This is a genomic window from Micromonospora sp. CA-263727 (assembly GCF_050942455.1).
Classification (GTDB): domain Bacteria; phylum Actinomycetota; class Actinomycetes; order Mycobacteriales; family Micromonosporaceae; genus Micromonospora.
This window is the reverse complement of sequence record NZ_CP192031.1, coordinates 1,304,864-1,329,715: the sequence shown is the minus strand read 5'-3', so window position 1 is coordinate 1,329,715 and position 24,852 is coordinate 1,304,864. Positions and strand designations below refer to the sequence as shown.

Below are 24,852 nucleotides of genomic sequence, written 5' to 3'. Positions count from 1 at the left end.
GTCGGATTGCCTCCACGCGGTCCCACCGGCCTCAGCCAGCGGCGCGCCCTGAGGCCCGCGCCGCAGATCTGTCGGACGCCGTCCCTACTAGTGGCCAGTCGTAGCCGGGCCGTTCACCGATCCAGAGCAAGCCCAGCGGCGACAGCATCACCGCCACGAGCGCGGACAGGACAACGAGCAGCAGGGCGGTCGGCATCATCGATCGGCGGGCCAGGCCGGTCACCGTCCGGAGTCGGGGCATGACGCCTCCAGGCTCGCAGGTGGAGGCAGGCTACTACAGCTACCCGCCCGGGGGCCTACGCCCGTCGACCTCGCGGCGAAAGAACGACTCGAACGGCTCGGCGTCGCCGAGCAACGACATGACCTGCGCTCGACAGCCCACCACCACGGCATGGTCGACGAACTTGTCTGCACCGACGGGGGCTCCGGTCTCGTCGTAACGGACCTCGTAGACCGCCCGACTGCCTGCCACCATCAGTTCCGGCACGGCCCCCTGCTCGCGCTCCAGCTTCGCGACCCCGTCGGCATCCGCGGTGAGCACGCCGATTCGTTCGCCCGCTTTCGCGCGGAAGCGGAGAAAGTTCAGCTCCCAGCTCACGTACGGAGTGAGGGGTAGCTCCACGATGCGCAGGCGGTGCAGCCCCGAATCCAGGGCGTCAAGGTCGGCGAAGAACCGCTCCAACTCGGGGTTGGGCTCGGCGGCGATCCGCAACGCCTCGTCCCATCGGCCGGCCGCGAATGCCTCCCAACTCGGGCTGCCCGGCTCGCGGAAGGACTGCATCCGCTCCGTCTTGAGAATCGGCCCGTCCACAGACTTCACCGTGTCGTAGAAGTCCGCCTCGTACTCCGGGAGACTCAACCGCTGCCCGGTCGCTGCTCGCAGCAGGTCACGCATCCGGGATGTCCGACTTCGCCGCGATGATCATGCTGCGTGGGATGACCACCAAGCGCTCGTCGTCACCCACGACGACATCCGGTGGCAACTGACCGGCATAGTTCGCCGTCAGGTCTCGGCCGATGACCGCCACGTCACCATTGGACAGTTCCCAGATGTCGGGGCAGGTGGTGGTACCACCGCTCTCGCCAAGTTCAGTCGCCGACCGACCGAGTCGGCGCGCGAACGTGGCAGCGCGGTCCGCTTTCCATCGACTCACCATGGCCGTCTCCCCACAGTCACGGATCGAACACTCAGAACAGTTGTCCGGGTGCCACCGCCTCACCGAGGAAGCTACCGATTTTGCGCCTGCCGAAGCTGATCTGCCTGGCCCAGGCCACCGGCTGGGCGCTACGGCCCGGGCTTCCTCCCGGCCACCTCGTGGCGAAAGTACGAGTCGAGGGGTTCGGCCTCTTCGAGCAGCGACTCGATCTGCACCCGGCAGGCCCGGACCACGCCCGGCTCGATCAGCTTCCGCGCGCCTACCGGCGTACCCGAGGGGTCGTACATGACCTCGTACAGCACCTGGCTGCCGAGCACCATCAGCTCGGGGATCCGGCCGTGCCGCTGCTCGAAGCCCACCAGTCGATCCGCGCCGAGCACCCGGATCCGCTCGCCGGCCTCCGCGCGATGCCGTAGGGCGTGCAGCTCCCAGATCACGTACGGGGTGAGGGGACGCTCCACGATCCGGAGCCGGCGCAGTGCCGAGCCGGCCTTGTCGAGTTGGGCGAAGAACCGGGCGCTCTCCGGGTCGGGCTCGGCCGCGATCCGCAACGCGTCGTCCCAGCGGCCGTCGGTGAATGCCTCCCAGGCCGGATTGCCCGGCTCGCGCAGCGTCTGGATCCGCTCGGTCCGCAGGATCGGGCCGTCGACCGAATCCACGGCCTCGGCGAAGTCCGCGTCGTACGCGGCGAGGCCCAACCGCTCCCCCGCCGTCGACCTGAGCAGCTCACGCATCCGCACAACTCCGCCGCACCACCATGATCTTCTCCCACAGTGACGGATCGAGCACTCAGCATATGGCAACTTCCGGGATCGATCACGGGTCGAAACGCGGTCAGGTCAGCGATCCTCCCGTTGCCGGGCACGACGATCCGGGCCGGGCGGTAGCGCCCGGCTCGGCGGTGGACGGCCAGGCGCGGACCGACGAGGGGCCGGCGGGCAGACTGAGGCCGACGTCGACCGGCGGGCCGAAATGGAGCAAGTCGCCGGGGCGTACCTCGTGGACGAGGCTGCGGGAGACGGTGCCGGCGGGCACCGCGCGGACGTGCAGCTCGACCATCCCGTCGGCGCGCGGCGCGTTGGCCGGGCAGTACCAGCGCCACCGGCCCGGGTGCCTCGGCAGGCAGAGCGGCACCGCCTGGCCGGGCCGGAACGGCAGCCGCCGCCACGGGCGTACCGTCAGGAGGGCGACGCCTTCGGCGGCCAGGTCGCGGCCGATCACCTCGGCCGGCCAGAATGCCGGCCCGTCGCCCATCCGCCCGGCGGCGCGCTCGACGAGCGCCCAGGCCCGCCGCCACCGACGCTCCCAGCCGGTGCTGACCGGCGGCGGGCAGAGGCGGGGCGCCACCGGCGCCAGCGCGGCACCGATCAGCGGACCGTGCTCGGGCCGCAGCCGGTACCGGCGGTGCACCCGGCCGAGCACCGCCAGCAGCGCCAGCCGCGCGGCCCGGTCACCACCGCCGCCGACCAGTCGGGCCAGCGCGGCCACGACAAACGTCCCCACCGGTTCCGGCAGCAGCCCCGGGCAGTGTCCCGCCAGCCCGGCCTGGAACTGGGCGGCAGCCTCGTCGATCACCGCCTGGTCGCTGCTCGCCGCCAGCACCCCGGCCAGGTAGTCGCCGGCCCGCCGCCGCTGCGCCTCCGGCAGCCCCGGCCAACCCTCCAGCACCGGTCCGCCGGCCACGAGCTGTCGGGCCAGGTGCGCGGTGAACCGGTCCAGATCAACCCCGATGAGGTACGCCGACAGCTCCGCGTCCGCCTGGATCAGCCGCAGCCAACGGGTGACCGCCTCCCGTGCCGCCGCCTCGGTCACCGGCGCTCCCCCACCGGGTGTCCGTGTCGCGCCGGCCGGCACTCGGCATGCTTGGCCTGCCACTGCCGCAACGCCTGCCGGATCCGCTCGGCCTCGGTGTTCGCCGTGACGAGCTGCCGGTGCAGGCGATCCAGCTCATCGGCGACCCGGTCGAGGTAGTCGTACACCTGGGCGGGGTCCAGGCCCCGCCAGCGCCGGTCGAAGGCGGCGACCCGGAGGTCGTGCGGTTGCGGGCGTTCCCCGGTCACGTAGATCATCGCTGTGGTGCTTTCTGCTCGGCGATCAGTGTCTGGACCTGCCGGTCGGTGAGGCCGCGCCGGTCGAGCACCCGCTGGCCCCAGCGGTGCAGGCGGCACGGGTGCGGGGCGCGGTCGTTACGGCAACGCGGCCCGTCGGGCCACTGCTCGGCGGCGTGCACGGTCAGCGCCTTGACGGCGAAGCCGACGTCCTCGGCGGTCACGTACGGCGGCATCGGCAACTCGCCGAGCAGCCCGTCGATCGAATCCATGTCCCTCCCCTGGTGTGGTGCGGCACCGAGGCGGGCGGGGACGGCGTACGTCGTTCGGGTCGACGCCACCGGAGCCCAGCACCCGCCCCGGGCCATGCGCCCAGCCTCGGCGAGAAGCTGACCAGGGACTACAGCGCCGAAGGAGCCTGTGTGACGCAGAAATGAGGCGTCTGCGTACCCGCATGGTCGACGCAGTGTTACTACAGTGACGACAGGGCGGAGGGAGATCGACCGTGGCCTTGAAACGACACCGGCTCTGTCAGCGGCGCAAGGCGCTCGGGTACAGCCAGGAACGCCTGGCCGACCTTCTCGGCGTGGAGCGATCTACTGTGGTGCGCTGGGAAAACGCGGAGACTGATCCGCAGCCGTGGCATCGAACGGGCATTGCCTCCGCGTTGGGGGTTACGCTCGAACAACTCGACGACATGCTCGTCGACGTGTCGGTGGCAGCGCATCGAGGGCAGGCCGTGAAGGACATGGAGCGTGATCCCGTTTCCCCCGCTGCTCGACCTGACCTCTTGGACGGCCTCCGGACCTTCCTCACCAGCTATCTCATCGACGCCCCACCCGCACCCGCGCTCATCGAGGTCCGGCGCGCCGTGGGCAGGTTGCACAACCTCTACCAGCGGGCGAGCTACACGTCAGCTGCCCGCTTGACGCCGGATGTGCTCACCCAGGCGACAGCCCTGAGCAGCAACGCCTCCGGCATACACCGCAGCAGTGCGTTTCGGTTGCTCGCCGCCGCCTACATCGCCGCATCGAAGCTCGCGGCCAAGGTGGGAGACGGTGAGGCGACGCTGCTGACAGCTGACCGTGCGTCCACCGCCGCCCGCCTCGCCAACGATCAAGCGCTGGCTGCTGTTGCCGCTTACCAGGCGGCTTGCGGACTTATGCGGCAGCCTGAAAGAGCGGAAGCGGCCGAGCAGGTAGTGAAGAACAGCATCGAGGCCTTGGCTTCGGCTGGTCGGGCCTCCGATCCCGATCTGCTCTCCGCTCACGGGGCGCTGCTGCTTCTCGCTGCCGTCATGGCTGCTGGGCAGGGCGACGCGAAGCAAGCGGGCCAGTTGCTGGCGCGTGCCGACGGACTGGCGGCGACGTTGGGCTGCGACCGTAACCGGTTGTGGACCGGCTTCGGTCCGACGAACGTCGTCATTCACGCGGTGTCGGCGGCCGTGCGAGCCGGCAATGCGGGCCAGGCCATGGAGATCGGAACGCGGCTCGACACATCGCGGCTACCAACGGTGCTGGTGGGCCGCAGGGCACAGGTGCACGTCGACTTGGCCGCAGCCGCGTTGATGTCGCCCCGTGACAGGTCGGTCGCCGTGCTGCACCTGCTCGAAGCGGAGCGGGTAGCCGCCGAGATGGTGTACGCGAACGTGCAAGCCCGCACGCTTCTGCTTGACCTGTTGGCAAAAGAGCGGAGAGCGGCGACGCCCGGGCTGCGACCACTTGCGGAGCGTGCCGGGCTGCTGGCATGAGCCAACCACGCGTGCTCGCCCTAATCGTCTGCGCGGCACCTCCGGTGCTGCGGATCGGTGAACTGATCGAACTGCTACAGGAAGACGGCTGGACCGTTTGCCTCACCGCTACACCGACCGCCGCAACCTGGATCGACCGGGACGCACTGGCAGAGCAGACCGGCTATCCCGTGCGGGTGGAATGGCGCAAGCCCGGCGAGACCGAGCCACATCCGCCGGCAACGACCGTTGCTGTCGTACCAGCGACGTTCAACCTGATCAACAAATGGGCGCAGGGGATCAACGACAACCCTGCCCTCGGCATCCTCAACGAGACGCTCGGTGCGCGCATCCCGATCTACGCGTTCCCGAACGTGAAAGCGCAACTTGTCTCTCACCCGAGTTACGACCGGCACCTGCGGCTACTTCGGGAAGCGGGTGTCGCAGTGGTACCCCTTGACGACGAGTCGGGCTGGGGGACTGTTGCCAGCGCGCTCGATGTCCCGCGATAGGGAGGCACTCTCTTGAGGATGCACGAGTCGTCCGGGCGGCCTGTCACTCAACGTGCTCTGTCAGGACTACGCCGACCGGCGTTGGCTGGAACTCCTGCAACGGGGTGCCCATGTCCGCTGCCTGTTCCTTGAACCGGACGGGGAGTCGATCCAGTCGCGGGAACGGGAGGCCGTTCCGGGCCTACCGCTGTGCGCCGTGTCGCTCGCGCTCGTAGAGGGGATTGAGGCTGTAGTCGGCGTCATCGAACTTCCGCTTCTGTCCACGACCTACACCGCCGCGAAGAGACGGGGTGCACGCGCCAAATGGGCAGCCGATCAACGCCAGTAGCACCACCTGCATGAGTCAGGCACTGGTGGCGATCGGAGATTACGCGGTGGGGCCTGACGCAGAGGCGCGGAACCGCCTGCGGCTCGCCTTGACCGGCCAACTGGCAGCCGAGGTCCAGCGGATAAGGAGACCGGCAGCACGGCGCTCAACCTGGGATGGCTCGCCGAGGGCAGCCTCGACGCCGCTCTGACCTTGTCCAACCATCCCTGGGCATGGCGGCCGGGGTAATCATCGCCAGAGAGGCAGGAGACACCGCCATCGACGGCAACGGTGCCCGCCACGACATCACCTCCACAACGACCCTCGCCGTCACGCCCGAACTCACTGGCCCCATCATCCTGGCGGCGAGTCAAAAGCCCGTCGTCCTTGGGACGGACGCACGCTGACGTGGTACAGGACGAGCGATGCCGCTGGTTTAGCTTCGGTCTGCCAGTTCACGCACTACGACGAGCAGGTGACGCAATGATCGCCAATCTCATGCTTCAGACCTACGACTCCGACGCGGCCGAGCAGCTCATCGACGAGCTTGTGGGGCTCTATCTTGAGGTGCACTCCGACGAGGGTGAGTTCTACGGCGAAGACCGCTACCGCCGTCAGCTCGGCGCACACCGGGAACGCACCGGGTGGCAGCTCGTCACCGCCGCTGTCGACGGCGAACTGGTTGGCTACATCTACGGCTTTCCGCTTCCGCCGCAAACCAGATGGTGGGAGGGCATCAGAGGTGACATACCCGCCGGGTTCACCGATGAGGACGGTCGGCGGACCTTCGCGATCAGCGAGCTGCTGGTACGGGCAAGGTGGCGGCGCCAGGGCATGGCGCGAACGCTTCACGACCGGCTGCTCGGTGGCCGCACCGAAAAGCGTGCCACGCTGCTCGTTCGTCCCGACAATACGATCGCCCGGCGCGCCTACGACTCGTGGGGCTGGACGCAGCAGGCCCGACTGCGACCCGGTTGGGACAATGCGCCAGAGTTCATCGTGCTCACCAGGGCGTTGCCCATACCGATGGTGCAAGGGCTGACGTGACTTCGTACCGCGACTTCTTGCCGATCGCGGTCGAGGCTGTGCGGCGTGCGGCGGACGCGATACGGCAGCGGCCACCCGGAGCCCTTACCTCGAAGGGCGATCCGTGTGCCCGGTTCGTCGGCCATCGCTGCATCCGCTGACCCACTCGCTCAGGCCGGCGCGGTTCTCAGGACGATTGATCGTCACAAGGGTTGCCGGATCGATGTTGGTGTGTTGAGGTCACGAAGGACGCTTGATCAGCGTACGCAGATTCGCCGATGCCTGTTCGACCAGGGCCGGTCGGGTCTTCCATCGAGGAGGAGGTTCCATGGCACGCCGCCGCTTTGCGGGGATAGCAGCCAGCGCCATTGTCCTACCGTTACTCTACGTCGTCGCCCAGCCGGCTCCGGCGTCGGCCACCCCGGCCCCGGCGGCGGTTCAGCCCGCGCCGGTGCCCGCCACCCGGGGCGCGACCGACGTCCGTGAGCTGACTCGGAAGGACTTCACCTTCAACGGCAAGCCCGTCGAGGTGCCGACCCAGTATCAGCCCCGTGCGCAGGCGCGGAAGGCGCAGGCTGCCGCCGAGACGCCGCCGGTCGGCACGGTGCGGCAGTGGCTGGCGCTCGACGACTACCTCGGCGTCATCTACCTGAAGCCCTACACGCTGCGTGGCGTGGGCGACAACATCGAGGTCTGGGTCGCCAACGACACCGAGTTCCCGGTGGGTGACTGCCGCCGGCAGATTCCGAACTCGACGGTGGTCACGGACGCGCAGGTCGCGCACCTGGTGAACGAGTTCGACACCAACATGTACCCGAAGTCGACGGCCGCGTTCAGCACGCCGCCGGAGCGGGACGGCAGCAACGCGGCCATCGGTGGCGACTACACGGGGGCCGGCAACCGGACCGTCACGCTGGTCGACAACGTCCGGGACGACAACTTCTACGACTTCCCGGCCGCTCCGACCTACATCGCCGGGTTCCACTTCTCGCTCTTCAACGAGCTGCTCGACCGCAACATCATGACGATCGACGCGTTCGACTGGGCGCACCGTACCGGTGCGAACCCGCCGAACGAGCCCACCAACGATCTGTGCACCAGCCGGCCGGCCCGCCCCAACCTGTACGAGGGCACGTTCATCCACGAGTGGCAGCACCTGGCGCACTACTACACCGACCCGTTCGAGACCATCTGGCTCAACGAGGGCCTCTCCGACTTCGCCCAGACGCTCGGCGGCTACGTAGACGCCACCGCCCGGGTCGACCAGCCCGGCACGGACAGTCACATCTACTGCTTCCAGGGCTTCGGCATCGTCCAGACGGATTACAACACCAATCCGCGGGACTGCGGTGGCCCAGAGAACTCGATCAACCTCTGGAACGAGGGGAGCAACCCGAGCGCCGTACTCGCCGACTACGGCAACGCGTACTCGTTCGTGTTGTTCCTCTACGACCGGTACGGCCTGGACTTCATCTCGCACCTGCACCGCGACGGCGACCTGCAGGGGTTGGCCAGCCTTGAGGCGGCACTGAAGGACGAGGGCGTCCGCGACATGTACCGCGTGATCCACGACTACCAGACGATGAACCTGGTCGACCGGATCGTCGGCAACTCGAAACTCGGCATCATGCTCGGCGTCGACAAGCGACGGGTCACCACCGCCAGCCTCAACGCCACGGTCAACCTGGCCAACCCGGCCTCGTACGCGGCGCCGGGCGCGGCACCGAACGGCGCCGACTACGTCACGTTGCAGAAGGCCAACGGCAAGCCGTTGAGCCGTGCCGAGCTGCGTTCGGTCAAGTTCCAGGGCGCCAAGACGCTGCCGTCGATCCCGTTGGCCTGGCAGACGGTGACCGATGACCCGGACCGTCCGGGCAACTCGGTGCTCTGGTCCGGCAACGGCAACAGCCTCGACGTCGCCGCGGTCACGTCGGTGACCGTGCCGGCCGGCAACCCGACGCTGACCTTCCTCGCCAAGTACGGCGCGGAGGCCGGCTACGACTTCGGCTACGTCAGCGTCTCCACCGACGGTGGCAAGACGTACACGGCCATCGCGGGCGACAAGACCGTCGCCGGACCGCTCGGCCCGGCCCTGAACGGCACCACCGCCGGCTTCGAGCCGCACACCTTCGACCTGTCGGCGTACGCCGGCAGCAGCGTGCTGCTCAGCTTCCGCTACGTCAGCGACGGCGGCGTCAACGAGGGCGGCCTGCTGGTCGACGACATCACGGTCGGCGGCACGCTGGTCAGCGACGGGTCGAGCCTCGCCCCGTTCGATTCGCCCTCCGAGATCTACCCGACTCCGGTGGCGAACTGGAACGTCCGGTTCGTCGGCATCGACGAGAAGCTCAGGACGGCCCTACAGGTCGAGGTCGACGGCAAGTCGAGCTTCACCCTCGGGTTGGCCCAGACGGCGCTGCTGAGCGCCTTCCCCAAGGTGGTCGCGATCGTCGCGTACGACGAGCCGACCGAGCAGGTCACCCAGTACGCGCCGTACACGTTGACGGTAAACAACGTCGCGCAGCCCGGCGGCGCGCCGCTGAGCTGACCGACACCTGACGGAACTCCCGGTGCCACGACTGCGGCACCGGGAGTTCCTACCGGTGAAGCTGCCGGAACCGGCAGCGCGCGTCCGCGTGGCTCCCTAGCCTGGCGGAGAGGACATCGGCCGGGAAAACTGTCGGAGGACGTCGTGACGAACGCGATCGGTGACGCGCTTCAGGGCGTACGCGAGGTCGAGATAACCGTGACCGGCCGGAAGACCGGGCGGCAGATCTCGCACCCGGTGTGGTTCGTGCTGGCGGAGGAGAGTGTCTTCCTGGTCCCGGTGACCGGCTCGGACAGTGACTGGTACAAGAACGTCCAGCGGACCCCGATGATCCAGGTGGCTGCCAACGGCACGGCGTTGAGTTCGAGCGCCACCCCGATCACCGACGCCGACCGGGTCGACCACGTCGTGGCGATGTTCCGCGACAAGTACGGCGCGGACCAGTTCGCGGCGTACTACCCCAAGCACGACGTCGCCGTCCAGGTCCCGCTCGGCTAGCGCACGGACCTCGGGTGGCGATCTTCGGATCGCGTCCTGCGGCGGCGAGTGGTCAGTCCGCTTTGACGATCTGCCGCACCAGCGCCTGCATGCGGGTGCGATCGGCGGCGTGCGCGGACATTTGAGCAAGGCCCGCAGCCCCGGGTGTGCCGAAAAACCTGTGCAGGATCCCTGCGGCTTGACGCCCGGTAGCCCTGGTCGAGCCAGTCCGCGGCATGAAGCCCGGACGCGTGGGCCGCGTTCAGGAGTCGCCAGAGGTCGACCGCGTCCTTCGCCGCGAACCGTCCGCGGTACGCGAACGCCTTGAGGCATAGGGCCGACGTTACGTCCGGTAACGCCAGCCGCATCCTCAGATCTTCAGCCGTGGTGAGGCGGACTTCGACGTCCAGCAACTCGGGAGGACGGTTCAGCGCGAGCGCGAGCCCTGGCACCTCGTCGACCACGAGTTCCCCGTGACGCTGGTTGGGCACCAGCCCGCCAAGGTACGAGGGCGCCAGGATGTCGATGACAAGGCTGAGGTTGCCCTGTGTATCCGTGAAATCACGGGTGAACCTGTTAGCGGCTTCGCGCGGTCGATAGCCGCGTTCGAGCAGCGCAGCCGGCAGACGGGGGTCGGCGATGACCGTCGGCAACGCCGCGAAGTCCGCGTCGGCCGTCTCCCGTAGCGGCACCTGTTCCGTCACGTCGTGTAGCGCGACAAGCAGGGTGACCATGTGGCCGCCGACGATCCGGTAGTCCACATCGAGAGTGGCGGCGATCCCCGCCAGGTCGGCGAGCGTACGGAAGCCGGCATCGGCGGCCCGGCTGGTCGATGTCACGACAATCGGCCTTGGCGCTGCCGGGGTGCGATGCGCCGGTGTGGAGTCGGTCATGCTGCACGTTCCTGTTCGTGACGAAGGCGTAGCACCCGCCGTATCCGCTCCGCGGCTTCCTCGCTGTCGGGGCCAGGGGCCCGTTTGACGTCCCACAGGATCTGGAGTGGGTCCGCAAGCGGCAGCGTCTTCCGCGTAGTCGCCCGATCGGTTGGCCAGAGCCCCGGATCCTGCGGCACCGTCAGCTCGATCGTCGCTTCCCCGGTCCCCGCGGGGACGATGTCGGCTGCGGCGAGGTCCGCGCCGGTGGCGGCGTATATGACGGCCCTTGCGGGCGCCCGCCATGGGGCGAGAAGGTCAGCGGCCACGTCACCGGAAACGGCGACGGGTTGCACCCCAGCCGCTTCGAGGAGCCTGGTGACTCTGGCGGCCTGTTCGACTATCGGCGTGAGGCCGTACCAGTAGGTCGTGATCCCACCGGGCCCCGGATAGCTCGCCAGCCACCAGTTGATCGCGCCATCGACGTCGTGCAACGTCCACCTACTCTGCATGCACCGGACGACGTCGATGTCGGCAAGCTTCGTCATTACCTGTGAGACCCTCGGCTGGGAAACGCCGGCGAACGCGGCCAGCTCGCGTTGGGTGGCGTGCGGTTGCTGGATCATCCGGCGCACGACGGTGAAGGCACCCCAGGGCACCCGGCCCCGCCTGGCGGGTCTGACGGTTCTCTGCGTTGGCGTGCCCAGCACGATCCGCCTGCCATCGATCTGCAGCACACCGGTGACGTCGTTCCCGCTGTCGATCACCCATGATCCGCCGGTCGCTTCGACTGCTTTTCGGACGGCGGGTGTGGCCGCCGGGATGATGATCAGACATGGTTCCCGGTGGCGGCTCGTCACTGCAGCGATGTCGCTGGGGTTCAACGGCGCGGGAAATGCCACGACGGCCAGGATGATGCGGGCATCGGCGTAGCCCAGCTCCACGCGAGCGGTGCCGCGCGGGATGAGCGCGACCCCGGCATCCAGCAGAGCCTGCCAGACAGGCGCCGATATAAGCATTACCGCACCTCCTCAGATAATACTTATACACCGTGCCTCAGATACTTCGACGGCAAATGAAGTGGCCGGGCGAGCACGGTCAACACCGTCGGGGTCACTGGGCCCAGCACCTGCAGAGCGGTTAGGTTGCCGGGATGGAGCAGCGCATCAGCCTGATCACGCTCGGGGTGACCGACCTCGCCCGGGCCCGTGCTTTCTACGAGCGGCTCGGCTGGCGCGGCCAGGAGGTCGAGCGGACGGTGTTCTTCCAGGCCGGCGGGATCGCCGTGGTGCTGTGGGCTCGGGAGTCGCTGGCCGCGGACGCCGGTCTCGACAACCGAGAAGCCGGCGGGTTCACCGGGATCGCGCTGGCGCACAACGTACGGGAGCGTGACGAGGTGGATCAGGTGCTCGTCGCGGCGGCCGGGGCCGGGGCGGCGGTCACCCGGCCAGCGCGCGAGACCTCCTACGGCGGGTACGCAGGCTACTTCACCGACCCCGACGGGCACCTCTGGGAGATCGCCTGGAACCCGGGCTTTCCGCTGGCGGCGGACGGCTCGATCACCGTCCCCGACTTCGGCGCCGCCTGATCGACGAAGGGCAGCCAGAGCCGGCTCCGCGGGCGGATCAGCGCGAGCGGGTGCGGGCCAGGGTGAGCACCACGAGCAGCGAGGCGGCCGCCGCGCCGCCGACCACCACGGCCATAGGTGCCGCGCTGCCTTCTCCGCCGAGCCCGACCAGCGGCGCGGCGCCGGCCGCGACCACGGCCTGGATGCCGCCGAGCAGGGCCGCCGCGGTGCCGGCGTGGGCGGCGTGCCGGTCGAGGGCGAGGGCAGTGCCGTTCGGCATCACCATGCCCAACGATCCGACGAAGGCGAACAGCGCGACGATGACCAGGGGCCGGGTGCCGAGCAGCGCCCCGGCGAGCACGCCGAGGGCGGCGAGCAGGCCGATGCCGAGGGCGGCGACCAGCAGCGGTCGGGGGTCATACCGGTCGAGCAGCCGGGCGTTGAGCTGGCCGACGGCGACGAAGGCGAGGGCGTTGACGCCGAAGACGAGGGCGAACGTGCCGGGGGAGAGACCGAAGACGTCCTGAAGGACGAACGAGGAGCCGGAGAGGTAGGCGAAGAGTCCGGCGAAGGCGAGGCCCTGGGTCAACGCGTACCCGAGGTAGACGCGGTCGGCGAGCAGGGCGCGGCCGGCGGCGGCGGTCGCGGCCAGGCCGCCGGTGTTGCGGCGCGCGGCGGGCAGGGTCTCGGGGAGTCGCCACGCGGCGGCGATGGTGAGCAGCACGCCGATGACGGCGAGGGCGGCGAAGATGGTGCGCCAGTCGCCGATCCGCAGCACCAGGCTGCCGAAGGCGGGGGCGGCCATCGGGGCGATGCCGAAGATCAGGGTGAGCCGGGAGAAGTACTTCGCGGCGGCCCGCCCGGCGTAGAGGTCGCGGACCACGGCGCGGGCGACCACGGTGCCCATGCCGCCGGCGAAGCCCTGCGCGAGTCGCGCCGCGGCCAGGGTCTCGGCGGACGGCGCGAGCGCGCAGACCAGCGACAGCAGGGTGTACGCGCCGACGCCGACCAGCACCGGCCGGCGGCGGCCCCAGCGGTCGCTGAGCGGGCCGGTGACGAGTTGGCCGAGGGCCATGCCGACCAGGCAGGTGGTCAGGGAGAGCTGGATCTGCGCCTGGTTGGCGGCCAGGTCGCGGGTCATCTCGGGGAACGCCGGCAGGTAGGTGTCCAGCGACAGCGGCCCGATCGCGGTGAGGGCACCGAGCAGCACCAGCAGCCCGACGGCGGCCCGGCCGGTGGGTGCGGCGATGCGCTCCGGTGGGCGTGCGGGCGCGGCGGTCTGCGGCATCGGCGGTCCCCTCGGCGGTCGGCTGCGCCCGGTTACGATAGCTCTGCTAGCAGAGGTATTGCCCGGGGAGGGTCGCACTGTGACGGACGAGACGCTCGCCCAACTCGCCGCCGCCCTGGGAGATCTGCACCGGGTGCTCCGGCGTACGGCCAGCCAGCGGACGGGCCGGGTGGCGCTGCCCGACGCCCAGGTGGAGGTGCTGCGGCTGGTGCAGCGGCAGCCCGGCATCAGCGTCCGGGAGGCCGCCGACCGCCTCGGCACCGCCGCGAACACGGTGAGCACCCTGGTCGGCGAGTTGACCGCGGCCGGTCTGCTGAGCCGGGACCGGGATCCGGCCGACCGGCGTACCGTCCGGTTGGGGTTGACCGACGCGGCGCGCGAGCGGATCGCCGCCTACCAGCGGCATCGCCGCGACCTGCTCGCCGCCGCGCTGGTCGGCCTCGACCCGGCGGACCGGGAGCGGCTGCTCGCCGCCGTGCCGGCCCTGTCCCGCCTGACCGACCTCACCGCCGAGCAGCGCTGAACCGGCCCGGCCACGCCGCCGCGCCCCGATCCCCGCGGGACCGGGCCGCGGTGCGGGCGCGGTCAGCTCCAGACGGTGCGGCGGACGCCACCGTGCGTGCCGCAGGCGCGGGGGCTGCCACCGGCCAGGCTGACCTTGCCGTTCTCGCACTGCACCAGGTAGCCACGGCCCTCCCAGAACCCGGGCACGCAGTCGAAGTGGTCGCACACCTCGCGGGCCGGCTTGCGGATCCGCTCGCCGCCGCAGAAGTCGTACCCCATCGGGTTGGCCGGGGCGCCGCAGCGCCGCTCGGGGGTCGGGCTGGGCCGCTGCGGCGTGGGCAGGCCGGTGGCCCGTGGCGCCTTCGACGCGGCGACCGCCTGCGCCGGTGCGGCGGCGGCCAGTTCCGGGCCGGTCGGATCCGACGGGCCGGAGTTGGCCAGCGCCAACGGCACCATCACGGCGAGGGCGGCGGCGACCACGGCGGTCCGCCGGCCGCCGGGGATCAGCGCGGAGAGCCGGGCCTGTCCGGGCGTGGCGATGCCCGGCCGGGTCGGGCGCAGCCGGGCGTGTTCGGCGATCAGCTCGTCGAGCTGGGCGACGACCGAGTGGCGTTGCTCGATGGCGTCGGCGAAGGCCAGGGTGAGCACGAACCGGAAGTCGGCCGCCGCGTCGGCGCGCAGCAGCACCCCGGTGGTGCGCCGCCGGTCCAGCACCTGGACCAGCGTGACCGGCGCGTGCGGGTCGTGGGCCAGCCCGGTCATCCGCCGGTACGCCCAGTCGCGCCGGCCCCGCCCGCCGAGCAGGACCAGCCGACGGTTGGTGATCACCGCCATCCCGGCGTCGGTCACCCGGACCCCGTCCGGGCAGCGTTGACGCAGCCGGCCGGCCTGCTCGCCGACGGTCAGGTCGGGGGCGGGCAGGACCGCGGTGTGCCGCACCTCGACCAGTTGCGCGGCCGGCACCACCCGCAGCACGATCTCGTCGGCGGCGAGTTCCAGCGGGAGGCCGTCCCCCGCTCCGGCCGAGCCGTGACACTGCTCGGCCAGGGTACGCAGGCGGCGCAGTTCGTCGTCGCGTCGCCGCCAGCTCCGCTCGGCGCTGCGGAACAGCCGCAGCCGGCGCTCGTTCTGCCGGCGCGCCCACCGGTACCGCCATGTCGCACCCGTCGAATCAGTCCTTGCCACGCCGACTCCTTCGCCGCGCATGCCACCAACCGCAGGCCACCAGATGGGGTGTCACAGTGTTAACGGCCCCGGGCGGCGCGATGGACACGGCTAACACCGGGCGAATTACCCGATCGGTGGACCAATAAGGACGAGACGGTGGTTTTGCCGTCCCGCCCGGCATGGCTGCTCTGGTCGCCGGTCAGGCGCGGGTGATGGCGTTGGCGTGGATCGCCTCGTGCAGGTACCCGCCCAACCCCGGCGCCATCGCCTCGTAGTGCGCGAGGAACCGCTCGTCGGCGACGTACATGTCGGCGAGCCCGGTGTGGATCTCGTACGAGCACTCGTAGAACCACCGGCTGATCTGCTGCCGGTGCTCCTCGGCCAGCTCCATCGCCGCCGGGCTGTCGGCCGGCGCGCCCGAGGCCATCAACGCGACCAACCGCCGCCCCCAGTCCTCGCTCTCGGCCTTGATCCGCAGCCAGTCCTCCCTGGTGTAGCCCGACGCCCGCCGGTTCGACTCCCGGTACGCGTCGCTGCCACCCCACCGCTGCTCCGCCTCCTCGGCGTGCGCGTCCGGATCGAAGTCACCGAACACCTCGAAGCGCTCCTGCGGGGTCAGTCGGATGTTCAACTTGCTCGCCTCCATCGCGAACTCGATCGCCGCGACCATCTCCTGCATTCGCTTGATCCGCGCCGTCAGCAGTTCGTGCTGCCGGCGCAGGTGCGCGCCCGGGTCGCTCGCCGGGTCGTCGAGGATCACGGCGATCTCCTCAAGTGGGAACCCCAGTTCGCGGTAGTACCGGATCAGCTGCAACCGCTCCAGGTCCGCGTCGTCGTAGCGGCGGTACCCCGCGCCGGTGCGTCCGCTCGGCGACAGCAACCCGATCTCGTCGTAGTGGTGCAGCGCCCGCACGGTCACCCCGGCCAGCTTGGCCACCTGACCCACCGTGTGAACCATGGTTCCCTCCCTTCCTCAGAACCACGGTCCCGCCTGCCGCTACGTGAGGGTCAAGTCCGATTCTGCGACGCCGGTCACCCCCGCCGGGCCGGCCTTGGCCAGGACGGTGCGCAGCTCCGCCAGGGCGGCGGGACGGCCGTACCGGTAGCCCTGCCCCTGCACGCAGCCGATCGCGGCCACCGCGTCGTGCTGCCGGTCGGTCTCCACCCCCTCGGCCACCACGCCCAGGTCGAACGCGCCGGCCAGCCGGGTCACCATCTCCACCGTCGCGTACGCCCGGGTGTCCTCGGAGATCCGGGCCACGAACGAACGGTCGATCTTCAACTCGGTGGCCGGGATCCGGTGCAGGTAACTCAACGATGAGTAGCCGGTGCCGAAGTCGTCGATGGCGATCCGGATGCCCAGCTCCCGCAGCTGCCCCAACCGGTCGAGCACCGCGTCGCTGCCCTCGATCAGCGCCGACTCGGTCAGCTCCAGGGTCAGCGCGCGCGGCGCCAGCCCCGCCCCCGCGGTGGCCTCGGTGACCGTGGCGATCAGATCCGGCCGGCGCAGGTGCGCCGCGGCGATGTTCACCGCCACGGTCGTCGCCGGCACCCGGTCCTGCCAGGTGGCCGCCGCCCGGCACGCCTCGTGGATCACCCACCGGTCGATCGGCAGGATCAGCCCGGTCTCCTCGGCCAGCGGCAGGAACCGCGCCGGGCTGAGCATGCCCAGCCGGGGATGCCGCCACCGCACCAGCGCCTCCGCGCTGCGTACCGCCCCGGTGGCCAGGTCCACGATCGGCTGGAACTCCAGGTGCAACTGCTCCTCGTCGACCGCCCGCCGCAGGTCGGCGATCAGCTCCGCCCGGCTCACCGCCGACTCCCGCAGCGCGGGCGTGCTCCGCCGGTACGCGGACTTGCCGGCCGCCTTCGCCGCGTACATGGCGATGTCGGCGTCGCGCAGCAGATCGGTGTACGAGATGTGCTGCGGGCCGTACTCGGCGATGCCGATGCTCGCCGACGGGTGCACCCCGACGACCTCCTCGCCGACCGACGGATGCAGCGCCGCCAGCAGCCGCTCCGCGAGCCGCTCCGGCGGGACGGGGCGATCGCCGGTGACCAGCACGGCGAACTCGTCACCGCCGATCCGGGCGATCATTCCGTCGCCGGCGACCGCCCGGCGCATCCGCCGGGACAGACCGGTCAGCAGGGTGTCCCCGGTGGTGTGCCCGAACCGGTCGTTGACCTGCTTGAACCCGTCCAGGTCGAGCAGCAGCACGGCGACCGGCCGGGCGCCGCGCAGGGCGGTACGCAGCCGGCGGGTGAACGCCAGCCGGTTGGGCAGCCCGGTGAGCTGGTCCACGTAGGCGAGCTGCCGCAGCCGGGCCACCAGCCGCAGGTTCTCGTTCGCTGCCAGCGCCTGCCGCAGCGCCAGCGCCGCGAGCAGCGCCATCATCGCCAGGAAGACCGGCAGCGGAGTGTGGCCGCTGGCGTCGCGGGCCAGCATGGTCGCCACCACCGCCCCGCCCACCGGCACGTACGGCAGCGCCACCCGCCACCACGGCGGCAGCGGCGTCTCGCCCGCCTCGTCCCGGCGGCCGTAGTGCGACGGCGGCGACATCCGGGCGGCCAACCCGATCAGCAGGTAGCTCAGCGGCCAGAGCACGTCGATGGGGGTGCCGGTCTGGTAGCTGCCGGCGGCCACCAACGACACGTAGAGGGCGTCGGCCACCGCGCGTACGATCAGGCTCAACCCGAGCAGCGTCAGTGGACGCCACACCGGGCGGCCCGGACCGATCACCGCGACCAGGATGGTCAGCTGCATCAGGTCGAACATCGGGTAGAGCAGCCCGGCGGTGCGCAACGGCTCGTCCAGGTCCGCCATCACCACGTTGCGGAAGATCAGCAGCCAGCCGACCGGGATCAGCGCCAGCCCGACGATCACCCCGTCGAGCAGGGTCCGGACCCGGCCCACCACGCTGCGCGGCGCGGTGACCGAGCAGAGCAGAGCGCCGGTGCCGGTCAGCAGGCTGGCCGTGAAGATCAGCCCGACCGGCAGCGTGTGCGGCAGGCTCTCCCCGAGCAGCCGCTGCGAGGTCCACAGTGCGCGCCCGGCGAGGGAGAGCACCATCGTGGCCGCGAGCAGCAGCCAGAACCGCCGCAGCGGCGCCGGGTGCCGGCGGGCCGCCCCGATGCAGGCCACCCCGACCCAACCCGCCACCGTGATCGCACCCAGGTCGCTGACCAGCGCCCCGGCGGGCAGTCCCAGCACCAGCCAGGCCGCCTCGACGGCGACCAGCACGGCCGCGCCGACCAGCCCCACCCGACCGGCCCGCTTCTGCCCGGGCGACCGCGCGGCGGCCTGCTCGACGTGCTTTCGCGACACTGCGATCGCTCCGGCTTTCTCTCGTACGTGCACCCTCGACGGCGAGGCCCGGTCCTGGCAAACCCAGAAAGCCTAGCCACGTGGGCAACCACCCCGCCAGATCCACCAGTACCGAGTCCGCAACCCGACGGCCATTCGTCGATCCGAATCCGTCACCGGCCCTCCGACGAGGCAGGCGAGCAGCGGTCAGGCCCACTCCTCGTCGGCCGTCGACGCGGGGACATCACCGTCGGCCACCCGACCAACACCTTCTGCCACCGGGCCGGCGACCGGCGGGCCGCCGTGGGTCCACGGGGTCTCCTCCACCGCCGGGAACGCCCCGCTCGGCACGTACGCCTCGCTCAGCGTGGTGTAGCACAACCGCTCCCCCACCTCGGGCACGCTGCCCGGGTTGGCGGTCAGCCCCCGGCCCATCCCTCCGGAGAGCTCCAGCACCACCTCGGTCTTGCCGTCCGCCGCCGGGGTGACGAAGACGACCCGGGCCTTCTGCCGCAACCGGGCCGGGCTGCACAGGTTCGCGCCCACCGGCACCAGCACCGGCTCGGTGGTCACCAACTGGATCCGCGGACGCAGCACCGGCCGCCGGCCGCTGTCGTCCACCCGGGCCGGATCGGCCAACACCACCTCCCCGACGAACGCCTCACCGGTCAGCCGGTACTCCGCCATCACCAGCGGGTCGTCGTAGGCGCGCTGCACCGCGTACGTCGCCGCGGCCCGCTCCAGGCGGTGCAGCCGCGCCGCGGCGGCCACCGCACCGTCGCGGCGCGGCTGCGGCGCACCGTCGTCGTCAACATGCTCGGCGTGGGCGGTGAAGGCATCCCGGTCACCGTCCCACCGTCCGGCCACCCGGGCGCCCGGCGGCAGGGCCCGCAGCAACCCCACACCGCGCCACATCAGCTCCCAGGTGGGCGTCAGCTGTTCGCGCAGCAGCCGCTCCAACTCCGCGTACGCCTCGCCCCGGGCCGCCTCGTCCGCCCCGGCCGCGTCGTACGCCTCGATGGCCGGGGCGAGCAGCCGGTTGTCGAAGCCCGGATCGGTCGCCGGACCGGCCGGCGGGCACACCGTCGGGTCCTCGGCCCGGGCCGCCGCCTCGATGCCGGTCAGCCCGGCCGGCGGGGCGATCCAGCCGAGCAGCGCCGGCAGGTGCAGATCCTCCACCGCGCTCTGCCCGGTCGCCCAGTGCAGCGTCAACGCCTGGGTCAGCGCCAGCAACGCCGACGAGCCGGGATGCTCGGCCCGCTCGGCGAAGAAGGTCAGCCAGCGCCCCAGCAGCGGCACCTGCGGCGGCACCGGATACTCCCCGTCCACCCGGCGGAACCGGGTGGACCGGCCCAGCAGCCGCAGGAACGTCACCCCGGCCGGATTCGGCACCAGCAGCTGCGGCGCGTCGAGGTACCGGTACCGCACGTCCCGTCCCCGGTCCACGGCGACCGCCTCGGTGCCGCCCTGGTACGCCGCCAGATGCGGCAGCACGATCGCGGCCAGCTCGGCGGCGAACGCGAACCGCTGGTCCCGGTTACGCGGCTGCGGCACGATCAGCAGCCGGCCCTCCCCCGGCGCCGCGCCGACCATCGCGGCCAGCGGCGCGTTCGCCTCGCCCGCCATGGCCAGCGGCACCACCACCAACGGCCGGGTGGAGAGGTGCAGGTGCCGGACGGTGGCCACCGGCTGGGCCACCCCGGCGGCCACCGCCTGCGCCGCCGCCAACGCCCGCAACGTGCTCATTGGTGCACCCTTGTTTCGCTCGATCCGATCATGGGTTGGGCGCACCGGTGACCGCCGGGCCATCGCCCAGCTTGCTCGCCCCTCGAGGTCCAGCATGAGTTCTGCGAGGCCCGGCGGCCCGGGACACCCCGACTGGCAACAGGGCTATGCGCCATCGAGCGCCGCTCAATGAGCGACCGGCAGTGGTGTCCCGGAACCGCCAGGTGCTTCCCCACTGGTAGCGCAGCGGAGAGGCAACAATGAGTTTGACCGACACCACCAACTCGACGCGAGCCAACTCGGCAGGTGTGGACTGGGCCAAGGACGACTACGCGGTCTGCGTGATCGACGCCGACGGCGAGCCGTTGGAGCGGGCCACGCTGAAGTACACCAAGACCGGCCTGCGCCGGCTGATCGACCTGCTCGACCGGCATCACGTGGACGCGATCGGGATCGAACGCCCCGACGGGCCGATCGTCGACGCCCTGCTGACCGCCGAGCAGGCCGTCTACGTGATCCCACCCTCGCAGGTCAAAGCCTTGCGCCGACGCTACGGCTCGGCCGGGAACAAGAACGACCGGTTCGACGCCTACGTCCTGGCCGACACCGTACGCACCGACCGGCGCCGGCTCACCCCGCTGATGCTCGACAGTGAACCAACCACCGCGTTGCGGAAGCTGTGCCGCGCCCGCAAGGACCTCGTCGCGCACCGCATCGCGGTCGCCAACCAGCTGCGCGCCCACCTGGCCACCACCCTGCCGGCCGCCGTCGACCTGTTCGACGCGATCGACTCCCCGATCAGCCGGCAGTTCCTTACCCGGTTCACCACCCAGGACGCCCTGGACCGGCTGACACCGGCCCGCCTGGCCGCCTGGCTCAAGAGCGCACGCTACTGCGGTCGCACCGACCCGGCCGTGCTGCACCAGCGCATCACCGCCGCACCCCGCGGCGCCACCGGCGACTACGCACGGACCCTGGCCACGATCACCCGCGCCTACCTGGCCGCCCTGGCCACCATCACCGCCCAGATCGATGCGCTCAACCAGCAGATCACCGAAAACCTCGACCTGCACCCGGACCGGGACATCCTCACCAGCCTGCCCCGCTCCGGCACCGTACGCGCCGCCCGGCTGCTCGCCGAGATCGGCGACGCCCGTGGCCGATTCCCGACCCCGGCCTCCCTGGCCTGCCTCGCCGGCGTCGCCCCCTCGACCCGACAATCCGGAAAAGTCACCATCGTCGCGTTCCGCTGGGCCATCGACAAACAACTGCGCGACGCCGTCTGCGACTTCGCCGGCGACAGCCGCCACGCCAACCCCTGGGCAGCCGATCTCTACCGCCAGGCCCGCGCCAAGGGACACGACCACCCCCACGCCGTCCGCATCCTCGCCCGCGCCTGGCTGGGCATCATCCGGAAATGCTGGACCACCAACACCCCCTACGACCCCGCCCTCCACGGCGCCCTCCAACGACTGCTCAACCAAGATCAACAAGCGGTGGCTTGACACAGGGCAACTCATGCCCGCGCCCCACTGCGCTCGCTCATGCCGGCGTGCCGAAGGCGTCGGCGCGCAGGCGGGCGGCGGTGCGCAGCAGCGCGGCGGCCTCGGCCCGCTCCGGGTCGGCGGCGGGCGCGCCGGCGGCGAGTGCCAGCACCTCGTCCACGTCGGTGATTCCGCCGAGCGCCTCACGGACCGGGCGGCCGAGCGCCCCGGTCTGCCCGCGTGCCTCGTGCCGGCAGAAGTACGCCAGCTCGCAGCTGGCCAGGCAGTCGGGGGCGTAGCGGGCCGGCACCTGGGACAGCGCGGCCACCAGGGTCGCCGAGTCGGCGGCCGGGTCGGCGGTGAAGTCGGCCGGCACGGCGGCGAGCAGCGTGTCGAGCCGGGTCATCCGGTCCAGCTGGCGGCGGACCACCAGCAGTTGCTTACGGACGTCGAGCAGGTGCGCCACCGGCTGGTTGGCGAAGTCGCGCGGGCAGACCAGCACCACCTCGTGCGACACCAACTGCGGATCGTGGCCCTGCGCGGCGAGCAGTTCCCGCAGGGCCAACACGTACACGGCGGACTGGACCGCCGCTGCGGCCAGCTTGGCCGGGTCCGCCTGCCCGTCGATCACCGGGAACGACTTGATCTCCACCACGTGGAACCGGCCGCCCAGCCGGGCGGCCACCAGATCCGGCTCCAGATGCACCCGCCGCCCGGCGACCTCCAGTCCCAGCAGCGGATGGTCGAACAGCGCCGCCGGCCCGCCGGCACCGGACGCCGCGCCGCCGACGTCGGACGCGATCGTGGAAACGGGCGGCACGGACACATCGGGCGCGGCGGTTGGCACGGCGGCGTCAGACACGGCGGACGCGGCGGCTGGGGCGGGCGGCGCGGCAGCCTCGGGCGCGGCGGCGGGGAGGGCGGCGGCCAGGAGCGCGGCCGAGCGCCGCTCCCGGTCGGCCAGGTCGTCACCGTCGTTGAGGTCCGTCCAGCTCGCCGTGGCCGGCACCGGTACGCCCAACCGCTCCGCGACCAACCGCAGCAGTTCGACACCGCCGCCGGCCTTCACCTGCGCCTCGAACGCGTTACCTCGGGTGATGGCGAACCGCGACTGCCCGAACCCGGCGGGGAAACCGACCCGCTCGGCCAACTGCGGCTTGTCCACCCCGGCACCGTCCAGGACCGCCCTCCGGGTGCAGCCCGGATTGCCGGTCAGCGCCGCAATCGTGCGGGCATTGTGCCGGCGCGGCGGCACACCGCCCCGGATCGCGGCCAGTCGCCGTTCGCTGCTCGTCACGACACGCCACGATAGCCGCGACAACCCACCGACACCCGCGTCGCCGCCGCCCCGCCAACACCGATCACCGTGCGGTCATCACTCGATGCCAGCCAGTAGAACGACCGATTCCGAGCATCCCCGTGGACGCTGCCGCCGCCCCAGCGCCGCCCCGGCCGCGCCTGAACGACCGCTCCCAGCCCCTCACCCCGCCCCCTCCCATCCGAACGCGACGCCATCCCACAAAATGGGACACCCCCCGCGCAATCTTGGACAGTTCCCGTTAGCAGCTGACAGAAACTGTCCAAGATCTCGACCGGGTGCTGCCGGGACAGCGGCCGGGGGCCAGAGGCCAGAGCCACGGCCACGGGCCGGGGCCGGGGCCAGGGGGCCGGGGCTGCGGCAGGGGGCGCAGCAGTGCGAGCCGATCAGCGGGCAGCGGGGGCGGGCGTGGTCATCCGGCGGCAGCCTCCTCGGGGAGCCAGATCGGCTGCCAGTCCGGCATCTCGTGGAAGCGACGCAGTTCGGCCAGCCCCGAGACGGTCCCGGACCAGGCGGCGTACGGCGGGTTCTGCTCGTCGAAGCCGCTCTGCACGAAGGTGAGCTTCGTCTTCCCCTCGGATTCGGCCAGCTCCCAGTTGGTCACCCCGGGCGGTCCCCAGTCGACGGACATCCGCCGGCCGGGCTCCAGGTCGATCACCTTGGCGGCGTGGCCGCTCTCGAAGCCGCCCATGGCGTACCGGCCGCCGACCCAGGGCTCGATGCCGATCGGGTAGCCGAACCAGGCGCTGGCCTGCTCGGAGTCGGTCAGCGACCGCCAGACCGCGTCGGCCGGGGCGGCGATGAGCAGCTCGCCGCGGAACTCGGTGCCGGTGAAGTCCGTCTTCGGCAGCAACGGGCGGCCCTCCAGGTGGGCGGCCAGGTTGGCGACCGCCAGGGCCCAGTAGGTCTGGAGGACGCCCCGGATGCTGGTGCCGTTGATCACGTCGGCGAAGTCGAAGTGGGACTGCGACAGGGTCAGCACGGTGGCGTCCGGCCCGTCCGGACGCAGGATGATCTCGGTGGTGGTCTCCACCCCGTCGAGCAGCCAGGCGAAACGGAGCCGGTCGTCGTCAAAGTGCAGCACCCGCTGGTGCGCGGCGTCGCCCTCGGGTGTGTAGCGGCCCCAGAACTCGTACCGCTCGGGCAGCTCGACCGCGGCGTGTTCGGCCAGCCAGACGCGCAGCTCGGCCGGGTCGGTCAGGGCCCGACGCACCCGCGTGATCGGCGCGGCGAGGCGGGCGGCGAGGGTCATCGGTTCAGTCACGGTCGGTCCCCTTCGGGTAGCAGGCCACGGCGAGCTTGAAGGCGTCGCCCTCGGCGCCGCCGTAGCGCGTGAACAGGTCCTGCAGCGTGGACTGCAGGTCGTGCAGGAACTCCTGCCGGCGCTCGGCCGGCACGCGGATCTCGCCGGAGACGCCGATCGAGGGCAGTTCCGGGGCGGTGCGGTCCAGGGCGGCGACGTCGGCCTGGACCTCCTCCATCAGGTCGAGCAGGTAGCCCAGGCTCAACTCGTCGCGGGCCCGGCGCAGCCCGATCCGCCCGACCAGGCGGGGCGAGAGCCAGTACGACCGGGCCGCCGCCCGGTAGATGCCCTCGGTGATGCCACGCACCTTGCGCTGGTCGACCTGCTCGACCAGCCCGGCCGCGACGAGCTGCTTGACGTGGTAGTAGACGCGCTGTGGCGTCTGTTCCAGCCGGGTCGCCACCTCCGTGCAGGTGCGCGGCTCGGCCAGTTGGCGCAGGATCTCGACACGCTGCGGCTTGAGCAGCACCTCGGCCTGCTCGATCTGCTCCAGGTACAGGACATCTCTCATGACAA

The 24,852-nt window shown here is 71.2% G+C and carries 27 protein-coding genes; 10 read left to right on the top strand and 17 right to left on the bottom strand.

Features of this window, described 5'->3' with window-relative positions:
• Positions 1–31 precede the first annotated feature (31 nt).
• The 7 genes from ACQPYA_RS06190 to ACQPYA_RS06160 all read right to left on the bottom strand — a co-directional run bounded on the left by ACQPYA_RS06190 (position 32) and on the right by ACQPYA_RS06160 (position 3,477).
• Positions 32–223, bottom strand: a complete 192-nt coding sequence (locus ACQPYA_RS06190) for a hypothetical protein (RefSeq protein WP_433531677.1) — start codon at positions 221–223, stop codon at positions 32–34.
• A 57-nt stretch (positions 224–280) separates the two neighbouring features.
• A complete protein-coding gene (locus ACQPYA_RS06185) occupies positions 281–895 on the bottom strand; it encodes a DUF6879 family protein (RefSeq protein ID WP_433531676.1) in 615 nt (204 codons plus the stop codon).
• Positions 888–1,157, bottom strand: coding sequence for a hypothetical protein (locus ACQPYA_RS06180; RefSeq protein ID WP_433531675.1), 270 nt, complete (start codon positions 1,155–1,157; stop codon positions 888–890). Before ACQPYA_RS06180 ends, ACQPYA_RS06185 begins: the two co-directional genes overlap by 8 nt.
• A 128-nt stretch (positions 1,158–1,285) precedes the next feature.
• Positions 1,286–1,891 carry a DUF6879 family protein gene (locus ACQPYA_RS06175; protein ID WP_433531674.1) on the bottom strand — a complete coding sequence of 202 codons (606 nt, stop codon included), beginning with the start codon at positions 1,889–1,891 and terminating at the stop codon, positions 1,286–1,288.
• 100 nt (positions 1,892–1,991) lie between these two features.
• Positions 1,992–2,969 (bottom strand): FAD-binding oxidoreductase, encoded by a 978-nt coding sequence (locus ACQPYA_RS06170; protein ID WP_433531673.1) that lies wholly within the window; start codon positions 2,967–2,969, stop codon positions 1,992–1,994.
• The gene (locus tag ACQPYA_RS06165) at positions 2,966–3,226 is read right to left on the bottom strand and encodes a DivIVA domain-containing protein (protein ID WP_433531672.1); all 261 of its coding nucleotides are present in this window, start codon (positions 3,224–3,226) and stop codon (positions 2,966–2,968) included. Before ACQPYA_RS06165 ends, ACQPYA_RS06170 begins: the two co-directional genes overlap by 4 nt.
• Complete coding sequence (locus tag ACQPYA_RS06160) at positions 3,223–3,477, bottom strand: hypothetical protein (RefSeq protein WP_433531671.1); 255 nt, start codon at positions 3,475–3,477, stop codon at positions 3,223–3,225. The genes ACQPYA_RS06165 and ACQPYA_RS06160 overlap by 4 nt, the downstream gene beginning before the upstream one ends.
• 233 nt (positions 3,478–3,710) lie before the next feature.
• Between ACQPYA_RS06160 and ACQPYA_RS06155 the strand changes: the two genes are divergently transcribed.
• The 7 genes from ACQPYA_RS06155 to ACQPYA_RS06125 all read left to right on the top strand — a co-directional run bounded on the left by ACQPYA_RS06155 (position 3,711) and on the right by ACQPYA_RS06125 (position 9,825).
• Complete coding sequence (locus ACQPYA_RS06155) at positions 3,711–4,955, top strand: helix-turn-helix transcriptional regulator (protein ID WP_433531670.1); 1,245 nt, start codon at positions 3,711–3,713, stop codon at positions 4,953–4,955.
• The gene (locus tag ACQPYA_RS06150) at positions 4,952–5,446 is read left to right on the top strand and encodes a flavoprotein (protein ID WP_433531669.1); all 495 of its coding nucleotides are present in this window, start codon (positions 4,952–4,954) and stop codon (positions 5,444–5,446) included. Before ACQPYA_RS06155 ends, ACQPYA_RS06150 begins: the two co-directional genes overlap by 4 nt.
• Before the next feature lie 52 nt (positions 5,447–5,498).
• On the top strand, positions 5,499–5,774 hold the full coding sequence (locus ACQPYA_RS06145) for a DUF5919 domain-containing protein (protein ID WP_433531668.1): 276 nt from the start codon (positions 5,499–5,501) through the stop codon (positions 5,772–5,774).
• A 212-nt stretch (positions 5,775–5,986) separates the two neighbouring features.
• The gene (locus tag ACQPYA_RS06140; RefSeq protein ID WP_433531667.1) at positions 5,987–6,160 is read left to right on the top strand and encodes a hypothetical protein; all 174 of its coding nucleotides are present in this window, start codon (positions 5,987–5,989) and stop codon (positions 6,158–6,160) included.
• Between the two features lie 76 nt (positions 6,161–6,236).
• The gene (locus ACQPYA_RS06135; RefSeq protein WP_433531666.1) at positions 6,237–6,800 is read left to right on the top strand and encodes a GNAT family N-acetyltransferase; all 564 of its coding nucleotides are present in this window, start codon (positions 6,237–6,239) and stop codon (positions 6,798–6,800) included.
• A 307-nt stretch (positions 6,801–7,107) separates the two neighbouring features.
• Positions 7,108–9,327 carry a peptidase M6 immune inhibitor A gene (locus ACQPYA_RS06130; RefSeq protein ID WP_433531665.1) on the top strand — a complete coding sequence of 740 codons (2,220 nt, stop codon included), beginning with the start codon at positions 7,108–7,110 and terminating at the stop codon, positions 9,325–9,327.
• Between the two features lie 144 nt (positions 9,328–9,471).
• Entirely contained in the window at positions 9,472–9,825 is a 354-nt protein-coding gene (locus tag ACQPYA_RS06125; RefSeq protein WP_433531664.1) for a nitroreductase/quinone reductase family protein, read from the top strand.
• Here ACQPYA_RS06125 and ACQPYA_RS06120 read toward each other — a convergent pair.
• Both ACQPYA_RS06120 and ACQPYA_RS06115 read right to left on the bottom strand, forming a co-directional pair.
• Entirely contained in the window at positions 9,822–10,697 is an 876-nt protein-coding gene (locus ACQPYA_RS06120) for a hypothetical protein (protein ID WP_433531663.1), read from the bottom strand. The genes ACQPYA_RS06125 and ACQPYA_RS06120 overlap by 4 nt on opposite strands.
• Positions 10,694–11,695, bottom strand: a complete 1,002-nt coding sequence (locus ACQPYA_RS06115) for a hypothetical protein (protein ID WP_433531662.1) — start codon at positions 11,693–11,695, stop codon at positions 10,694–10,696. Before ACQPYA_RS06115 ends, ACQPYA_RS06120 begins: the two co-directional genes overlap by 4 nt.
• A 134-nt stretch (positions 11,696–11,829) precedes the next feature.
• Between ACQPYA_RS06115 and ACQPYA_RS06110 the strand changes: the two genes are divergently transcribed.
• Positions 11,830–12,264 (top strand): VOC family protein, encoded by a 435-nt coding sequence (locus tag ACQPYA_RS06110; protein ID WP_433531661.1) that lies wholly within the window; start codon positions 11,830–11,832, stop codon positions 12,262–12,264.
• Between the two features lie 37 nt (positions 12,265–12,301).
• On the opposite strand, the gene ACQPYA_RS06105 is transcribed toward ACQPYA_RS06110, so the two are convergent.
• On the bottom strand, positions 12,302–13,531 hold the full coding sequence (locus ACQPYA_RS06105; RefSeq protein WP_433531660.1) for a multidrug effflux MFS transporter: 1,230 nt from the start codon (positions 13,529–13,531) through the stop codon (positions 12,302–12,304).
• Positions 13,532–13,610: 79 nt separating this feature from the next.
• Here ACQPYA_RS06105 and ACQPYA_RS06100 point away from each other — a divergent pair, with 79 nt between their 5' ends.
• Positions 13,611–14,054, top strand: coding sequence for a MarR family winged helix-turn-helix transcriptional regulator (locus ACQPYA_RS06100; protein ID WP_433531659.1), 444 nt, complete (start codon positions 13,611–13,613; stop codon positions 14,052–14,054).
• A gap of 62 nt (positions 14,055–14,116) precedes the next feature.
• Here ACQPYA_RS06100 and ACQPYA_RS06095 read toward each other — a convergent pair whose 3' ends face one another.
• The 4 genes from ACQPYA_RS06095 to ACQPYA_RS06080 all read right to left on the bottom strand — a co-directional run bounded on the left by ACQPYA_RS06095 (position 14,117) and on the right by ACQPYA_RS06080 (position 20,252).
• On the bottom strand, positions 14,117–15,220 hold the full coding sequence (locus ACQPYA_RS06095) for a hypothetical protein (protein WP_433531658.1): 1,104 nt from the start codon (positions 15,218–15,220) through the stop codon (positions 14,117–14,119).
• A 181-nt stretch (positions 15,221–15,401) separates the two neighbouring features.
• Positions 15,402–16,160 carry a MerR family transcriptional regulator gene (locus tag ACQPYA_RS06090; RefSeq protein WP_433531657.1) on the bottom strand — a complete coding sequence of 253 codons (759 nt, stop codon included), beginning with the start codon at positions 16,158–16,160 and terminating at the stop codon, positions 15,402–15,404.
• Positions 16,161–16,199: 39 nt separating this feature from the next.
• Positions 16,200–18,527 (bottom strand): putative bifunctional diguanylate cyclase/phosphodiesterase, encoded by a 2,328-nt coding sequence (locus ACQPYA_RS06085; RefSeq protein ID WP_433531656.1) that lies wholly within the window; start codon positions 18,525–18,527, stop codon positions 16,200–16,202.
• A gap of 186 nt (positions 18,528–18,713) precedes the next feature.
• Complete coding sequence (locus ACQPYA_RS06080) at positions 18,714–20,252, bottom strand: hypothetical protein (RefSeq protein ID WP_433531655.1); 1,539 nt, start codon at positions 20,250–20,252, stop codon at positions 18,714–18,716.
• 239 nt (positions 20,253–20,491) lie between these two features.
• Here ACQPYA_RS06080 and ACQPYA_RS06075 point away from each other — a divergent pair, with 239 nt between their 5' ends.
• A complete protein-coding gene (locus ACQPYA_RS06075; RefSeq protein ID WP_433529743.1) occupies positions 20,492–21,736 on the top strand; it encodes an IS110 family transposase in 1,245 nt (414 codons plus the stop codon).
• A gap of 37 nt (positions 21,737–21,773) precedes the next feature.
• On the opposite strand, the gene ACQPYA_RS06070 is transcribed toward ACQPYA_RS06075, so the two are convergent.
• The 3 genes from ACQPYA_RS06070 to ACQPYA_RS06060 form a co-directional block, all read right to left on the bottom strand.
• Positions 21,774–23,012, bottom strand: coding sequence for a hypothetical protein (locus tag ACQPYA_RS06070; protein WP_433531654.1), 1,239 nt, complete (start codon positions 23,010–23,012; stop codon positions 21,774–21,776).
• A gap of 433 nt (positions 23,013–23,445) precedes the next feature.
• Positions 23,446–24,297, bottom strand: coding sequence for an SRPBCC family protein (locus tag ACQPYA_RS06065; protein WP_433531653.1), 852 nt, complete (start codon positions 24,295–24,297; stop codon positions 23,446–23,448).
• Entirely contained in the window at positions 24,290–24,847 is a 558-nt protein-coding gene (locus tag ACQPYA_RS06060) for a helix-turn-helix domain-containing protein (RefSeq protein WP_433531652.1), read from the bottom strand. The genes ACQPYA_RS06065 and ACQPYA_RS06060 overlap by 8 nt, the downstream gene beginning before the upstream one ends.
• Positions 24,848–24,852 lie beyond the last annotated feature (5 nt).

Bases quoted from the DNA above. Each gene is read 5' to 3' on its own strand.
- ACQPYA_RS06185 (WP_433531676.1), bottom strand. From the start codon at position 895: ATGCGTGACCTGCTGCGAGCAGCGACCGGGCAGCGGTTGAGTCTCCCG.
- ACQPYA_RS06180 (WP_433531675.1), bottom strand. From the start codon at position 1,157: ATGGTGAGTCGATGGAAAGCGGACCGCGCTGCCACGTTCGCGCGCCGA.
- ACQPYA_RS06175 (WP_433531674.1), bottom strand. From the start codon at position 1,891: ATGCGTGAGCTGCTCAGGTCGACGGCGGGGGAGCGGTTGGGCCTCGCC.
- ACQPYA_RS06165 (WP_433531672.1), bottom strand. From the start codon at position 3,226: ATGATCTACGTGACCGGGGAACGCCCGCAACCGCACGACCTCCGGGTC.
- ACQPYA_RS06160 (WP_433531671.1), bottom strand. From the start codon at position 3,477: ATGGATTCGATCGACGGGCTGCTCGGCGAGTTGCCGATGCCGCCGTAC.
- ACQPYA_RS06150 (WP_433531669.1), top strand. From the start codon at position 4,952: ATGAGCCAACCACGCGTGCTCGCCCTAATCGTCTGCGCGGCACCTCCG.
- ACQPYA_RS06140 (WP_433531667.1), top strand. From the start codon at position 5,987: ATGGCGGCCGGGGTAATCATCGCCAGAGAGGCAGGAGACACCGCCATC.
- ACQPYA_RS06135 (WP_433531666.1), top strand. From the start codon at position 6,237: ATGATCGCCAATCTCATGCTTCAGACCTACGACTCCGACGCGGCCGAG.
- ACQPYA_RS06130 (WP_433531665.1), top strand. From the start codon at position 7,108: ATGGCACGCCGCCGCTTTGCGGGGATAGCAGCCAGCGCCATTGTCCTA.
- ACQPYA_RS06120 (WP_433531663.1), bottom strand. From the start codon at position 10,697: ATGACCGACTCCACACCGGCGCATCGCACCCCGGCAGCGCCAAGGCCG.
- ACQPYA_RS06115 (WP_433531662.1), bottom strand. From the start codon at position 11,695: ATGCTTATATCGGCGCCTGTCTGGCAGGCTCTGCTGGATGCCGGGGTC.
- ACQPYA_RS06110 (WP_433531661.1), top strand. From the start codon at position 11,830: ATGGAGCAGCGCATCAGCCTGATCACGCTCGGGGTGACCGACCTCGCC.
- ACQPYA_RS06105 (WP_433531660.1), bottom strand. From the start codon at position 13,531: ATGCCGCAGACCGCCGCGCCCGCACGCCCACCGGAGCGCATCGCCGCA.
- ACQPYA_RS06090 (WP_433531657.1), bottom strand. From the start codon at position 16,160: ATGGTTCACACGGTGGGTCAGGTGGCCAAGCTGGCCGGGGTGACCGTG.
- ACQPYA_RS06080 (WP_433531655.1), bottom strand. From the start codon at position 20,252: ATGAGCACGTTGCGGGCGTTGGCGGCGGCGCAGGCGGTGGCCGCCGGG.
- ACQPYA_RS06075 (WP_433529743.1), top strand. From the start codon at position 20,492: ATGAGTTTGACCGACACCACCAACTCGACGCGAGCCAACTCGGCAGGT.
- ACQPYA_RS06060 (WP_433531652.1), bottom strand. From the start codon at position 24,847: ATGAGAGATGTCCTGTACCTGGAGCAGATCGAGCAGGCCGAGGTGCTG.